16 protein-coding genes are annotated in these 14,128 nt (G+C 71.5%); 6 read left to right on the forward strand and 10 right to left on the reverse strand.

Translation table 11 applies throughout. From position 1 onward, the window contains the following. Nucleotides 1-27: 27 nt before the first annotated feature. Nucleotides 28-1,452: a pyruvate kinase gene (gene pyk / locus I6J71_RS32675; RefSeq protein ID WP_204090364.1), complete on the reverse strand. Its 1,425-nt coding sequence runs from the start codon at nt 1,450-1,452 to the stop codon at nt 28-30. A 253-nt stretch (nt 1,453-1,705) separates the two neighbouring features. Between pyk and I6J71_RS32680 the strand changes: the two genes are divergently transcribed. Beyond that, nucleotides 1,706-2,653: a hypothetical protein gene (locus tag I6J71_RS32680; protein WP_204090365.1), complete on the forward strand. Its 948-nt coding sequence runs from the start codon at nt 1,706-1,708 to the stop codon at nt 2,651-2,653. Between the two features lie 6 nt (nt 2,654-2,659). Here I6J71_RS32680 and I6J71_RS32685 read toward each other — a convergent pair whose 3' ends face one another. From I6J71_RS32685 to I6J71_RS32695, 3 genes are all read right to left on the reverse strand, one after another. Further along, complete coding sequence (locus I6J71_RS32685; RefSeq protein WP_204090366.1) at nt 2,660-3,325, reverse strand: DUF2461 domain-containing protein; 666 nt, start codon at nt 3,323-3,325, stop codon at nt 2,660-2,662. An 85-nt stretch (nt 3,326-3,410) separates the two neighbouring features. Beyond that, nucleotides 3,411-3,599, reverse strand: coding sequence for a hypothetical protein (locus I6J71_RS32690; RefSeq protein ID WP_204090367.1), 189 nt, complete (start codon nt 3,597-3,599; stop codon nt 3,411-3,413). Nucleotides 3,600-3,798: 199 nt separating this feature from the next. Next, nucleotides 3,799-4,164 (reverse strand): helix-turn-helix domain-containing protein, encoded by a 366-nt coding sequence (locus I6J71_RS32695; RefSeq protein ID WP_204090368.1) that lies wholly within the window; start codon nt 4,162-4,164, stop codon nt 3,799-3,801. Here I6J71_RS32695 and I6J71_RS32700 point away from each other — a divergent pair. Next, a complete protein-coding gene (locus I6J71_RS32700) occupies nt 4,127-5,008 on the forward strand; it encodes a group II truncated hemoglobin (protein WP_239154056.1) in 882 nt (293 codons plus the stop codon). The two genes, I6J71_RS32695 and I6J71_RS32700, sit on opposite strands and share 38 nt — an antisense overlap. Nucleotides 5,009-5,421: 413 nt before the next feature. Here I6J71_RS32700 and I6J71_RS32705 read toward each other — a convergent pair whose 3' ends face one another. Beyond that, entirely contained in the window at nt 5,422-6,447 is a 1,026-nt protein-coding gene (locus I6J71_RS32705; RefSeq protein WP_204090369.1) for a 6-phosphofructokinase, read from the reverse strand. A gap of 301 nt (nt 6,448-6,748) precedes the next feature. On the opposite strand from I6J71_RS32705, the gene I6J71_RS32710 reads away from it, so the two are divergent. Continuing rightward, complete coding sequence (locus I6J71_RS32710; RefSeq protein WP_239154057.1) at nt 6,749-7,840, forward strand: 3-deoxy-7-phosphoheptulonate synthase; 1,092 nt, start codon at nt 6,749-6,751, stop codon at nt 7,838-7,840. A 1-nt stretch (nt 7,841) separates the two neighbouring features. Here the strand turns inward: I6J71_RS32710 and I6J71_RS32715 are convergent, their stop codons facing one another. The 4 genes from I6J71_RS32715 to I6J71_RS32730 all read right to left on the reverse strand — a co-directional run bounded on the left by I6J71_RS32715 (nt 7,842) and on the right by I6J71_RS32730 (nt 10,159). Next, nucleotides 7,842-8,492 (reverse strand): S41 family peptidase, encoded by a 651-nt coding sequence (locus I6J71_RS32715; protein ID WP_204090370.1) that lies wholly within the window; start codon nt 8,490-8,492, stop codon nt 7,842-7,844. Continuing rightward, nucleotides 8,453-8,809 carry a hypothetical protein gene (locus I6J71_RS32720; RefSeq protein ID WP_204090371.1) on the reverse strand — a complete coding sequence of 119 codons (357 nt, stop codon included), beginning with the start codon at nt 8,807-8,809 and terminating at the stop codon, nt 8,453-8,455. Before I6J71_RS32720 ends, I6J71_RS32715 begins: the two co-directional genes overlap by 40 nt. A 26-nt stretch (nt 8,810-8,835) precedes the next feature. After that, nucleotides 8,836-9,324 (reverse strand): polyadenylate-specific 3'-exoribonuclease AS, encoded by a 489-nt coding sequence (locus tag I6J71_RS32725; protein WP_204090372.1) that lies wholly within the window; start codon nt 9,322-9,324, stop codon nt 8,836-8,838. 73 nt (nt 9,325-9,397) lie between these two features. Next, nucleotides 9,398-10,159: a 1-acyl-sn-glycerol-3-phosphate acyltransferase gene (locus tag I6J71_RS32730; protein WP_204090373.1), complete on the reverse strand. Its 762-nt coding sequence runs from the start codon at nt 10,157-10,159 to the stop codon at nt 9,398-9,400. Nucleotides 10,160-10,380: 221 nt separating this feature from the next. Between I6J71_RS32730 and I6J71_RS32735 the strand changes: the two genes are divergently transcribed. From I6J71_RS32735 to I6J71_RS32745, 3 genes are read left to right on the forward strand one after another with little or no spacing between them, the layout of a single operon-like run. Beyond that, on the forward strand, nt 10,381-11,145 hold the full coding sequence (locus tag I6J71_RS32735) for a carboxylesterase (protein ID WP_204090374.1): 765 nt from the start codon (nt 10,381-10,383) through the stop codon (nt 11,143-11,145). Beyond that, nucleotides 11,145-11,660, forward strand: coding sequence for a hypothetical protein (locus tag I6J71_RS32740; protein WP_204090375.1), 516 nt, complete (start codon nt 11,145-11,147; stop codon nt 11,658-11,660). The genes I6J71_RS32735 and I6J71_RS32740 overlap by 1 nt, the downstream gene beginning before the upstream one ends. Nucleotides 11,661-11,670: 10 nt before the next feature. After that, on the forward strand, nt 11,671-12,810 hold the full coding sequence (locus tag I6J71_RS32745) for a glutamate--cysteine ligase (protein WP_204090376.1): 1,140 nt from the start codon (nt 11,671-11,673) through the stop codon (nt 12,808-12,810). Between the two features lie 296 nt (nt 12,811-13,106). Here I6J71_RS32745 and I6J71_RS32750 read toward each other — a convergent pair whose 3' ends face one another. Further along, entirely contained in the window at nt 13,107-13,970 is an 864-nt protein-coding gene (locus tag I6J71_RS32750) for an NUDIX domain-containing protein (RefSeq protein WP_370542006.1), read from the reverse strand. Nucleotides 13,971-14,128: the final 158 nt, after the last annotated feature.

A 14,128-nucleotide genomic window follows, 5' to 3' on the forward strand; every position in this document is an offset into this window, starting at 1 on the left:
CTATTCGGTCCGCCTGAATTTCGTCCGTTACGCGTGGTCGTCTTCACCGAGCCGGTGCACGTGGATCAGGTTCGTCGACCCGACGGTTCCCGGCGGGGACCCGGCCACGATCACCACGAGGTCGCCGCGCTGGTACTTGCCCATCGCGAGCATCGCCTGGTCGACCTGGTGGATCATCTGGTCGGTGGAGGCCACCTCCGGCACGATCGTCGTGACCGTGCCCCAGGTCAGCGACAGCTGGCTGCGCACGCTCTCCTCCGGCGTGAACGCCATCAGCGGGAGCCGTGTGTGCAGGCGCGCCAGGCGGCGCACGGTGTCACCGGACTGGGTGAACGCGACCAGTGCCTTGGCGTTGAGCCGCTCGCCGATGTCGCGGGCGGCGTAAGAGATCACGCCGCGCTTGGTGCGCGGGACGTGGGTGAGCGGCGGGACGACCGGCGAATCGGTCTCGACCGCCTCGACGATGCGGCCCATCGTCTGCACCGTCTCGATCGGGTAGCGCCCGACGCTGGTCTCGCCCGAGAGCATCACGGCGTCGGTGCCGTCGAGCACCGCGTTCGCGACGTCCGAGGCCTCGGCGCGGGTCGGCCGGGAGTTGTTGATCATCGATTCGAGCATCTGCGTCGCGACGATGACCGGCTTGGCGTTCTCGCGGCAGATCTGGATGGCGCGCTTCTGCACCAGCGGCACCTGCTCGAGCGGCAGTTCGACACCGAGGTCGCCGCGGGCGACCATCACCGCGTCGAAGGCCAGCACGATGGCCTCGAGGTTGTAGACCGCCTCGGGCTTCTCGATCTTCGCGACCACCGGCAGCCGGCCCTTGCCGACGCGGTCCATGACCTGGTGCACGAGGTCGATGTCGGCCGGCGAGCGCACAAAGGACAGCGCGACGAAGTCGACGCCCAGGTGCAGCGCGAACTCGAGGTCCTCGATGTCCTTGTCGCTCAGCGCGGGCACGGACACGTCCATGCCCGGCAGCGACACACCCTTGTTGTTGCTGACCGGGCCGCCCTCGGTGACCTCGCAGATCACGTCGGGGCCCTCGACGGACTTGACCACGAGGCCGACCTTGCCGTCGTCGACCAGCAGGCGGTCGCCGGGCTTCGCGTCCTTCGCGAGGCCCTTGTAGGTCGTCGACACGCGGTCGTGCGTACCGACAACCTCCTCGACGGTGATGCGGACTTCGTCGCCCGTGTGCCACTCGGCGGAGCCGCTGGCGAAGGTGCCGAGGCGGATCTTCGGCCCCTGCAGGTCGGCCAGGATGCCGACCGACCGGCCACTCTCCGCCGCAGCGGCCCGAACCAGGTCGTAGACCTGCTTGTGGTCGCTGTGGCTTCCGTGGCTGAAGTTCATCCTCGCGACGTCCATCCCGGCGTCGACGAGTGCCCGCATCTTCTCCGGCGTGGAGGTGGCGGGCCCCAGCGTACAAACGATCTTCGCGCGTCGGCTCACGTTCGCACAGGGTAGTCCTTCCCGCCACTCACGTCTGTACCGATACCGAAAGTTCAGGGGAAGTGTTCGGAAACCATTCAGATCCCTAACCTCCGAAGGTATGACGGTGGTTCGCCGGCTCATGATCTTGATCGCGACGTTCGCCCTGGTCGGGGCGTGCTCTTCGGCTGCCGAACCGCCGTGGCGCTCCGTTGACCTGCCGGTTTCCGGTACGCGCGTACTGGGATTCGTCCGCACGTCATCGGGAATCGTTATGACCGGTTCCACGCCGGCACCCGGTGGCCGGGCGCCCGGGGCGTGGCTCGCGGGCCCGTCGTGGACCCCGCTCCCGCTGCACGCGTCGACCGGGTACGGCCGGCAGGCGGAGCTGACGCTGCCGGCCGCCGCCGGGTCCCGGCTGCTCGCCCTGGGCTCCGCGTTCGGCGGCGCCCACGCCAACCCGCGCCCGTCGATCTGGACCGGCTCCGGCGCCGGGCTCACCGAGCACGAACAGCCGGTCGAGCTACTGGGCGGGGAACGCGCGGTGACGACGTCGGCCTCCGCGGCGAGCGCCGGGGGCTACCTGCTGACCGGCCAGTGGGACCACCGCACCGGCGGCGTCGGCGCGGCCGCGTGGACCTCTCGCGACGGCGTGTCGTGGACGCTCGCCGAGGACCCGGCCCTGCTCAGCACCCCGGCCGGCCAGACGCGCATCCTCGCGGCCGCCGGCTTCGGCCCCGGCTACGTCGCGGTGGGCGACGTCCGCGCCGGCCTCACCGTGCGGCCGGTGGCGTGGACGTCGGCTTCCGGCTCGACGTGGACACGCGTCGACCTGCCTTCCCCGGCCGGCTCGGCGGCCGCCTGGCGCGTGATGTGCTCGGCCTCCTGCACGGCCGTCGGCGCGACGAGCGAGCAGCGCCTGGCGTGCTGGCAGTCGGGTCCGTCGTGGACGGCGTTCGCCGGCGGCCCGGTGATCCCGCCCGCGCAACTGCTCGAGGTGACGGGCCTGACGCAGGACTCGACGGGCCACCTCGACGTCACGGTCGAGGTGGCCGGCCGCCCGCGGCTCTGGCGCGTCGGGCCTCAGTGCGACGGCTTCGCGGAACTCCCGCTGCCCGAACCCGCCGCGTCCCTCACCGCCATCGCCGACGGCCCTGGTCTCCTCCTGGCCACGACGACGGGCACGGGGAGCCGGCTCTGGCGCTACCCGCTCCCCCGCTGAGCGACCTCAGCGGCGCGGCTGCTCGCTCGGCCCCACGTGGTCGCGGGCCCACTCGTTGAACTTCTTCAGCTGCCGCCAGGCTTTGCGGACGCGGTCGAAGGCCTCGCGTTCGTGGAGGTAGTCAGCGGGTTCCCAGGCGCGGACGGCGTAGACCGAGCGGTAGCGCAGCAGGTCGAGGCGCGGGTGGTCGTCGGCGAAGCCGCGCGGGCGGGACTTCAGCCGGTCGCCCAGGATGTCCCAGCCTTGGCGGCGCAGCGTCGCCAGGATGGACTCCAGGGCGGGACCGTGGAGCTCCGTGTCGACAGCCGTGCGGAAGCGGGCGAGCTGGTCGGGCGCGAGGTGGAAGCAGCCGCCGCCGACGCGCAGGCCGGCGGGCCCCACTTCGACGTAGTAAGCACCCCCGCCGCGGCCGGCTTCGATCACGGCGCCGCAGTGGGTCTTGTACGGCGTTTTGTCCTTGGCGAAACGCACGTCGCGGTACGGGCGGAACACCTTGCCCTCGCCGAAGCCCCCGCCGAACTCGGGCTCGAGCTCCTTGAGCAGTGCCTCCATCGGCGCGCGCACGTCGTCCTTGTAGGTCGCCACGTTCGCGTCCCAGTAGGACTTGGAGTTGTCGGCCTCCAGGCCGTCGTAGAAATCGACGGCGTACTCGCCGAATCCCGAGAACTTCACCCGAAGCACGATATCGGCCGCCCCCGACAGAAAACTCCCGGTGCGGCCGGGCGGTCCCCGCGCCGCCGGTCGCAGCCGGAAGCAGCTACTTCGCGAGTGCCGTGATCAGCTCGCCGTTGGAGGTGGCACCGGCGAGCTCCCAGAACATCGCGCCGCCGACTTGCTGCTGGGAGTAGCTCGCCTGGTAGGTCATCACGTCGTACCAGTCGACGTACTGCGCCGCGCCCGCGCAGTCGGCGACGCCGATCTTGCCGCCACCGGTGCCGTCGGCCACGAGGTTGCAGCAGGAGTTCGCGAAGGCCGCGGGGTTCTTCGCGCCTGGCCGAAGCCGCCGACCATGAGGTGGACCAGATCAAGCCGTCAATGGTGCAGCCCACTGGCAATTCGGTCACGGCGTGGGGCATCATCCGGTGTCGGCAGAACGCGCCGCTCCCAAGCCGGTCGGAGGGCGCCACGCGCCCTCCCGATCCGCCTCAGGCTCGTCTCGCCCCCGCTTCCTGGGCCGGCGTCTCGAACGTGATCCCGGTGGCCGCCGCCCGGCGCTCACCCCACTCGTACAGCGCGGTCAGCGCCGGGCCGAGCGCAGCGCCCTCTTCGGTGAGCCGGTATTCGACGTGCGGAATCCGGCCGTCGAAGCTCTCCCGGCGCACCAAACCGTCGGCCGCGAGTTCGCGCAGCTGCTGGGTGAGCATTTTCTCGCTGATGGCCGGCATCCGCCGCCGCAGTTCGCCGTAGCGGTGGACGCCCTCCTTCAGGTGCGCGAGGATCACCGGCTTCCACCGGCCGCCGATCAGGTCGACCGTGAGCTCGACCGGGCACCAGTACCGCCTGTCCGCCATCGCGATCTCCCTCCCACGCACCGAAAAGTACGTGGTTGCCCTCGTCTTCCGCGTGCGCTGTGCTGAGCGGGTGCTCGAATACCTGCGCTACACCGTCCCCGCCGGCCGGGCGGCCGCGTTCGAAGCCGCGTACGCCGAGGCCGCTACGTCGCTCGCGAAGGCACCGGAGTGCCTGGACTACGAGCTGAGCCGTTGTGTCGACGACCCTACGCGCTACGTGCTGCGGATCCGGTGGACCTCGGCCGAGGCCCACCTCCAGGGGTTCCGCCGCGGGCCGCACTTCCCGCCGTTCTTCGCGGCGATCGGCGAGTACCGGGCCGACCTCGACGAGATGCGCCACTACGAGCCGACCGCCGTCGCCGGCGAGGGCGGTGGCCGGCCGCCGACGCTGTACGAATGGGCCGGCGGGCGCCTCGCGCTGGTGCGGCTCCTGGAACTCTTCTACGGCCACGTGCTGCGGGATCCGGTGCTGGAACCCGTGTTCCGCGGCATGGACGCCCGCCACCCCCGGCACGTCGCCGCCTGGCTCGGCGAGGTCTTCGGCGGACCGGCCGACTACACCGCCCACCACGGCGGTCACCCGCACATGATCGCGCGCCACGCCGGGCGCGGCATCACCGAACAACAGCGCCGGCGGTGGGTCGCGCTGCTGCTCGAAACCGCCGACGAGGCAGGCCTGCCCGCCGATCCCGAATTCCGGGCCGCGCTCGCCGGCTACCTCGAGTGGGGCAGCAGGCTGGCCGTGCTGTTCTCGGCCCCCGGTGCGGGACCGGCCGCGTTCGAGCCGGTGCCGCGCTGGGACTGGGCCAAACCGCCGTGGCAGCCGCCCGCGGCCTCGTCCTGAGCCGCCCTTGGTCCTAAGTGGACAGTGCACTCGATGCCGGGGCGCCCGGTGGCTCCCCCGAGCCGCTAGTTCGCGGTGGTCGACCCAGGCTCTCGCCCGGCCGGCGCGGAGGTCGCCGTCGAAGGTCGGCCTCGTGTGGTCGCGGTCGCGGCGGCGCACCGTGCGACGGTGCCAACTGACGTGGCGAACGTCGCCCGCTACCGGTGCCGTTCGGGATCCCGGCAGGCAGCTCACCGCGGTGACGGCGTGGGTGGCGAAGCGGCTGCCCGAGATCCCGACGAGCCGGCCGTAGCCGTCGGTCCGCCATCCGCCGTCCACAGTGGACGCACCGGAAACGGGTGGCCGCACCTGGGTCGCCCGGAATGCGGCGTTCCCGGCCGCCGGGTGGGGACGCCCCCACCCGGCGTGGAAACTCAGCCGAAGAAGACCTCGGCCTCTTCGTAGCGCTCCAGCGGCACCGTCTTCAGCTCGGCGGTCGCTTCCGAGAGCTTCACGCGCACGATGTCGGTGCCCTTCAGCGCCACCATCACGCCGAAGTCGCCGTCGGCCACGGCGTCCACGGCGTGCAGGCCGAAGCGGGTGGCGAGCACGCGGTCGTACGCGGTCGGCGTGCCGCCGCGCTGCACGTGGCCGAGCACCACGGCGCGGGATTCCTTACCGGTGCGCGAGGCGATCTCGTCGGCCAGCCAGGTGCCGATGCCGCCGAGGCGCACGTGCCCGAAGGCGTCCTTCTCGCCGGTCAGCAGCTTCTCCTCGCCGCCCTCGGGCAGCGCGCCCTCGGCGACCACGATGATCGGCGCGTACTCGTTCTCGAAGCGGCGCTCGACCCACTCCACGACCTGGTCGACCGAGAAGTGGCGCTCGGGCACCAGGATCACGCTCGCGCCGCCGGCGAGGCCGGAGTGCAGGGCGATCCAGCCGGCGTGGCGGCCCATGACCTCCACGACCAGCGCGCGGTGGTGCGACTCGGCCGTGGTGTGCAGCCGGTCGATGGCCTCGGTCGCGATGGCGACGGCGGTGTCGAAGCCGAACGTGTAGTCGGTGGAGCCCAGGTCGTTGTCGATCGTCTTGGGCACGCCGACGACGCCGATCCCGTCGTCGGTGAGCCGCTTCGCGACGCCGAGGGTGTCCTCGCCGCCGATCGCGATGAGCGCGTCGATCTCCTGCTCGGCGAGGACTGCCTTGATCTTCTCGACACCGCCGTCGACCTTGTACGGGTTCGTCCGCGACGAGCGCAGGATCGTGCCGCCGCGCGTGAGGATGTCCTCGACGTCGCGCAGGCCCAGCGGCCTGCTCTCGCCGGTGAGCGGTCCCTGCCACCCGTTGCGGAAGCCGACGAACTCCCAGCCGTGCACCTCGATGCCCTTGCGGACCACCGCGCGGATCACCGCGTTCAGCCCCGGGCAGTCGCCGCCGCCCGTCAGCACACCGACACGCATGTCTTGCCTCCGTCTTCCTCACGTGGAGATCGCACTCACAGTTCGCCGCCAGAGTAGCGGCTTTCGTCTGGATCGGTGCAGGGCGGACCACCTGGCCAATCGGTCTGCACGTGGGTGGAGCACGAGCCGGGCGCGCCGTGTGCTAGCTTCATCGCCGTGCAGCGCTATTTCTGGTTTACGAAGCCGGCCCCGGGTGGGCACGGCCGCGTGAACCTGCGCTGACTCCCACCCCGAGCCGGATCTCCAAACCGGCTCGGCGATTCCCCGCGGGTCGGTGTCCACCAGGAAGGAACCACCCGCCGTGACCTCCCCGCAGCTGACCGCCGGGCCCGCCGACGCGAGCACCCTGGACAACCAGCGCACCACGTCGATCAGCCCGCTGATCTCCCCCGCCCTGCTCCGCGAGGACCACCCCGTGGACGCCGCGGTGGCGAAGGTCGTGCACGCCGGCCGCACGGAGACCGTCGACGTGCTCGACGGCCGCGACGACCGCCTCGCCGTGGTCGTGGGCCCGTGCTCCGTCCACGACCCGGAGGCCGCGCTCGAGTACGCCCGCAAGCTCGCCGCGAAAGCCGAACAGCTGCGCGGCGACCTGCACATCGTGATGCGCGTGTACTTCGAGAAGCCGCGCACCACGCTGGGCTGGAAGGGCCTGATCAACGACCCGGACCTCGACGGCACGTTCGCCGTGAACAAGGGCCTGCGGATCGCCCGGAAGCTGCTGCTCGACGTGTCGGAGCTCGGGCTGCCGGTGGGGTGTGAGTTCCTGGACCCGATCACGCCGCAGTTCATCGCCGACATCGTCACGTGGGGCTCGATCGGCGCGCGCACGGCGGCGAGCCAGGTGCACCGCCAGATGTGCAGCGCCCTGTCGATGCCGGTGGGCATCAAGAACTCCGTGGAGGGCGACATCCAGGTCGCGGTCGACGCCACCCGCGCGGCGGCCGCGTCGCACGTGTTCCCCGGCATCAACACCGACGGCCTCGCGGCGCTGCTGACCACCTCGGGCAACCCCGACTGCCACGTGATCCTGCGCGGCAGCTCGAAGGGCCCGAACTACGACGCCGCTTCGGTCACCGAGACCCTCGGCCGCCTCGCGAAGTCGGGCCTGCCGGAGCGCGTGATCATCGACGCGAGCCACGGCAACAGCAACAAGGACCACGTCCGCTCACGCGAGGTCGTGCTCGAACTGGCCGACCGCATCGCCGCAGGCGAGCGCGGCATCGTCGGCCTCATGCTGGAAAGCTTCCTCACCGCGGGCCGCCAGGAGCTCGTCCTCGGCCACGGCGGTGACCTCACCTACGGCCAGTCCATCACCGACGCCTGCCTCGACTGGGACACCACGGCGGATCTGCTGGACACCCTCGCGGGATCCGTTCGCGCCCGGCGCTGATTCAGCAGCCGGGCTGCGTGTGCAGCCAAGCTGATGCGGGCGCGACCACCTCGCCGGTGGTCGCGGCCGCGGGCAGCGGGTGGTCGGGCTGGATCGGGGTGTTGCCGTAGCCGCGTCCGGTCCGGTCGACGTCGCGCACGGTCGTGATCCGCAGGTCGGCGCCGTCGCTGAGGTGGCAGGCCTCGTTGCCGGTGGCGAAGCCCGCGGTGGCTTGGCCGAACGTCGCGGCGCGGGCGAGACCGCGGAAAGCCGGCAGCGACGCCTCTCCCGAGCTCCCGGTGCGTGTGGAAGTGAGCACGGCGACCGGTGGTCGCGGCCGCGACAGCCGCAGCGGGTTCTCCTCGCTCACCCTCGGGTCGCCGGTGACCGAAACGCGGCCGCCTCGCAGGATCCAGGTGCTCGACCCGTCGAGGCCCCGGAACGAGCCCAGCGCACCCTCGTCCAGGAGTGGCACGAGGACGGTGAGCATGGGGACCATGTCTCCGCCGAAGTTTTCCCGCAGGTCCACGATCCAGCCGCACGGGCTGCCCGCGTCGGCGGATTCGACCGCGGTGATGCCGGCGGCGACGTACCGGCGTTCGCCCGCCGTGTCCGCGGCGAACGCGGGCACGGTCAGCACAGCCACGTCGCCGGCGGCCCGGCTCGTCGGCACTTCGATCTTTCCGCGGCGGGGGCTTTGGCCGCCGCGGGACCGAGCAGCACCGCGTGTTTGTTGCCCACCCGGACGAACGCGCCCCGGATCGCCGAGTACGTGCCTGCCGGCGTCGACGCGCCTTCAGCTCGGCGCAGCGCTCCGGCTTCCGCGGCCGGCCAGTGCACGGAGTCCCGGTCGATCGAGTGGGCCCGCAGCAACCCGAGTGCGCCGACGAGGTACTCCCGCGGCGAGTCCGGATCCGGTACCGCTGCGGCCGTGACCAGGCCCAGCACGACGACCAGCACCACCGACCCGGCCAGTGCGCGACGACGCACCCCCGACCCCGCCCCCAGTGACCCGCTCAGCGGCGGCGGAACGCCGATTCGATGACTTCCCAGCGTTGCAGGTTGTGCTTCGCGTCCGCCAGGGCGTCGTGCTGGTCGGTGGGGGCGGCGGGCAGTTTGGGCTTCCCCGCGTCTTCCCAGCGTTGGCGCAGGTCGCGCGTGAAGCGGGGCAGCTGGCGCGGCAGGGCCGGCATCGGGCCCCACAGCTGGGCCAGCGCGACGTGGTCGTAGGCCGCGAACCACGCCCACAGCTCGATGCCGCCCGGGGGCTTGCCGAAGAACTCGAGCAGGTCCGTGCGGATCTTCTCGCGGCTGCGCCACGCGGGGTCCGCGGGCGAGGGCAGCTTGGGCAGTACGTTGTCCCGCACCCACGGTCCCGCCTTGGCGGGGTCGAAATCGGTCGAGACGGCGTAGAACTCGCGGCCGCGCTCGTCAACGACACCGATCGACACCAGGTCGATCGTCACGCCGTCCTCGATGAACTCGGTGTCGTAGAAAAAACGCATTACGGAAAACTAGCAGCGGCGCGGAACGCGTCCGTTGAGGGCGTTGGCGGCGCGGAAAGCGGAGCTCGGCCGGTTAGCCGACCTTGCTGTCCGGCACCCGGGCCGCGTCGCGCCCGGCCGGCTGGGCGGGCACCTTCGGGTCGGCGCCGGCGGCCTCCGCGGCCAGCAGCTCCTTGGCCTTCGCCGCGTAGATGTCCACGTACTCCTGGCCCGAGAGTTCCATGAGCGCATACATGATCTCGTCGGTGATCGAGCGCTCGATGAACCGGTCGCCGGCCAGGCCGTCGTAACGGGAGAAGTCGAGCGGTGCGCCGAAGCGGATCTCGAGGCGCCGCGGCCACCACATCTTCGAGCCGATCGGGTTGACCTTGTCGGTGCCGATCATCGCGACCGGGACCACCACGCCCTTGGACTCGAGCGCGATCCGGGCGACGCCGGTCTTGCCCTTGTACAGCCGGCCGTCGGGCGAGCGCGTGCCCTCCGGGTAGATCCCCAGCAGGTGGCCCTGCTTCACGAGGCGGATGGCCGTGTCGAGGGCGGCCTGCGCGGCGTTGCCGCCCGAGCGGTCGATCGGGAACTGGCCGACGCCGGTGAAGAACCACTTCTTGAGCAAGCCCTTGAACCCCGGCTCGGTGAAGTACTCCGACTTGGCCGGGAACGTGACCTTGCGCTTCACCCGCAGCGGCATGAAGAACGAATCGGCGACCGCCAGGTGGTTGCCGGCGAGGATCGCGCCACCCGTCTCCGGGATGTTTTCGGCACCGACCACCTTCGTCGGCCACAGGGTCTTCAGCAGGGGGCCGATGAACACGAACTTCATGAGCCAGTACAGCACCGCGCTCCAGTCCTTCCCGAGGCTCGACGTTCGAGTTCTCGGTGCTCAAGGGTACGAAACCCGGCCGTCCGCGCACAATGTGCGGTGAACGGCTACTGGCTGGCAGCGATCGATCTCACAGCGGTAGCAGGCGGTTCGAGGCACCGGTGGGGCCCCCACAAGACCACCCGACCGTGAGAGCATGGAAGACCTAAACCGCTTCGATCGGAAGGGCGTTCGCCATGAGCGTGCTCGCCGGCGCGGAACCGTTCGCCCACACCGGTTCCTCCGGAGCCGGGTTCCTGCTGTGCCACGGCTTCACCGGCACGCCGGCCGGGCTGCGGGCGTGGGGCGACCACCTGGCCGCAGCCGGGTTCTCCGTGCGCTGCCCGCTGCTGCCGGGCCACGGCACGCGCTGGCAGGACCTGAACCGGACCACCTGGCAGGACTGGTACGGAGCCGTCCGCGAAGAGCTGCTCGCGCTGCGGGCCGAATGCGACACCGTGTTCGTCGGCGGCCTTTCGATGGGTGGCACGCTCACGCTGCGCCTCGCCGAGGAGTTCGGCGACCGGATCGCCGGGATCGTGCTGGTCAACCCGTCCGTCACGCGGCTGAGCGCCGACGCGAAGCTGCTGCCGCTGGTGGCGCGAATGGTCCCGTCGATCCCCGGGATCGCCAACGACATCGCCAAGCCCGGCGTGACCGAGCTGGCCTACCCGCGCACGCCGGTGCGCGCCGCCGCGAGCCTCGCGCGCCTGTGGAAGGTGACACGGGCCGACCTGGGGAAGGTGACGCAGCCGGTGCTGCTGCTCCGCTCGCGAGTCGACCACGTGGTGGAGCCCGAGAACTCGCGGATCGTGCTGGCCGGCATCGCCAGCCCGGACGTGACCGAGGTGGTGCTGGAGAACAGCTTCCACGTCGCGACGCAGGACAACGACGCGGAACTGATCTTCAGCCGCAGTGTCGACTTCGCCCGGGCGCTGCGGGCGGGACAGGTGGGTGCCTGATGACGCGGGGGAAAGGCACGGACGGGCCCGAGGACGTCGACGCCACATTCGCCGAGATCGTCGCCGATCTGCGGGCCGAGGGTGTCGGCATGTTCCTCGACGAGGACGTGCTCGAGCTCGACGACTCCGCGACCGGCACACCCCCGGACACCACCCCGCCGGCGACGGCGAAACCCGACAAACCGACTGAAACCCCCGAGCCGGACTCGTGGCGCACAGGTGGGACCACGTGGGACACCACGATGTTCACCGACGACCCCGCCGAGGACGACGAGCACTTCGTGCCGCCCGAGCCCCCGCCGCTGCCTCGCCCGCGCAAGGGCGCGTTTGTGGTGCTCCTGTTCTTCGTCGTCGGGTTGCTGCTGCTGATCGTGCCGAACCTGATCGGCGTCGGCCCGGCCCTGGCGACGCCGCTGGGGATCCTCTCACTCGCCACCGCCATCGCGCTCCTGCTGCTGCGGGTACGCCAGGGCCCGCCGCCGGGCGCGGACCCCACCAACGGCGCCCAGGTCTGACCGGGCGGGTATGCGGATCGACTTCAGCCCTTCGCGCCGGTCGACGATAGGCGCGGAGTGGGAGCTGGCACTGGTCGACCGGCGCAGCGGTGAGCTGTCGTCCATGGCGGAACGCGTCCTCGAGGCCGTGCGGCCCGACGGCGCCGCCGAGCACCCCAAGATCAAGCAGGAGCTGCTGCTCAACACCATCGAGGTGGTCAGCGGGGTCTGCACCACCGTCGCCGAGGTGAAGGCCGATCTGGCCGAATCGCTCGACGTGGTGCACAAGGTGATCGACCCGCTGGGCGTCGAGGTCTTCTCGGCGGGCTCGCACCCGTTCTCCAACTGGTACCGGCAGAAGGTGACCGACAAGGAGCGGTACGCGAAGCTCATCGAGCGCACGCAGTGGTGGGGCAGGCAGATGCTGATCTACGGCGTCCACGTGCACGTCGGTCTGGACCACCGCGACAAGGTGCTGCCGGTGCTCGACGCGCTGCTCAACTACGCGCCGCACCTGCAGGCGCTCTCCGCGTCTTCGCCGTACTGGGGCGCGGAGGACACCGGGTACGCCTCCAACCGCGCGCTGATGTTCCAGCAGCTGCCGACGGCCGGGTTGCCGTTCCAGTTCCGCGAATGGGCGGAGCTCGAGCGGTACGTCTCGGACATGTTCACGACCGGCGTGATCGACCACTTCTCGGAGATCCGCTGGGACATCCGCCCGGCGCCGCACTTCGGCACCGTCGAGATGCGGGTGTGCGACAGCGTGCCCACGCTCGAGGAGGTTGGCGCGATCGCCGCGCTGACGCAATGCCTCGTCGAGAGCTTCAGCGCGCGCCTCGACCACGGCGAGCAGCTCGCGACGCTGCCGCCGTGGCACGTGCAGGAGAACAAGTGGCGCGCCGCTCGCTACGGCACCGACGCGATCATCATCCTCGACGCGACCGGCCACGAGCGCCTGGTCACCGACGACATCACCGATCTGCTGGAGAAACTCGAGCCCGTGGCCCGGCGGCTGGACTGCGTGAGCGAGCTGCGGGACGTCGAGACGATCCTGCAGTACGGACCGAGCTACCGCCGCCAGCGCGCGGTGGCCAAACAGCACAACGGGTCGTTGAAGGCGGTGGTGGCGTCGATCGTGGCGGAGATGCGGGACGGGATCGCGCGGAGCTGACCCGCCGGGTCGGCGGTGCCCCGGCGCGGCCGCGACCTGTGCGGCCGGCCACCGCGGTCAGGCCGCGCCTGACGGCAACCGGCAGCTACGGCCGGGTCGCGGACACGGTGACGGTCCCGGCGATCGCGCCGCCGGCGCCGCGGATCGGGGCGGCCACACAAGCGGATCCCCGGTTCGGGTCGTGATCGACGAGCGCTGCGCGCCCGGGTTCGCCTACCTGACCGTGATCACCGTGGCCGGCATCCGGTCCTCCGTTCTCCTCGTCGGCCGGATGTGCCGCGTGCCGGATCCCGGGGCTAAGCGTCGAGCTCCCGCCACAGCGCGCCCGGGCCCATGATCGCGGCACCGAGGTTCGTCACGCGGGAGCGCAGCTCGCGATCGGCGGTCACCACGACGACGTGGTCCGCCGGGTCTGCCCGGGCGGTGACCTCGACGATGTGGGAGTCGCCGTCGGCGGGGGCCGTGGCGATTTCGACTCCTTCGATCGGCTCGACGCCCCGGGCCTGCCCCTCGACGACGAGGACGACCCGCGGCCACCACTTCCACGTCGGCCCGGCGCCGGCGCCGGCCACGTCGTCGGCGAGCCCGCGTTCGGAAAGCTTGCCGAGCCGGTCGCGCAGCCGCTCGGCAGCGCCACGCCGGTCGCGCCACCAGCCGTCGGGCCGCGAGCCCACGACGTTCGCGCCGTCGACGACCAAGACGAGCTCCCGACCCAGCTGTTCCCGCAGCATCGGCCACGAAGCCGCGAAGTCCCGGTGCAGCGGCAGGTCGGCGACGTCCCCGGGCGCAACCCACCGCAGCTCGGCGCTCTCCTCGTTCGCGACCCGCGCGTCGAGCGACCCGTCGGCCACCCCGAGCACTGTCGTGTACGCCCAGGTCTCGTGGTCGAGCACCGACGCCGACAGTGCCCGGAACGCCGACCGCGGCACGTCCGCCTCTTCCCACGCCTCGCGCGCCGCGGCGTCGCGCACGGACTCACCGGTCTCGATCGCACCGCCGGGCAGGGCCCACGTGCTGCCGTTGTGCACCCACCAGGCGCGCCGCTGCAGCAGCACGCCGCGCTCGGGATCGCACAGCAACAGACCGGCCGCGCCGTGCGCCCCCCAGTGCAACCGCCCGCACACACACCGCACGAAGCGGTTCGCGGTCATCGGCGTCACGCGACCAGCCTTCCACACGAAGCCCGCGCTCCGCAGCCTCCGCGTGGACGACGCCCGGCCCGGCCCTCAGCCGGCCGACCTCAGCCGGCCGACCTCAGCCACGCCGGCTTTCACCACGTCCTCGGCAAGCAGAACCCGGCGCCGGGCCACCGACCATA

The organism is Amycolatopsis sp. FDAARGOS 1241, from assembly GCF_016889705.1.
Lineage (GTDB): Bacteria > Actinomycetota > Actinomycetes > Mycobacteriales > Pseudonocardiaceae > Amycolatopsis.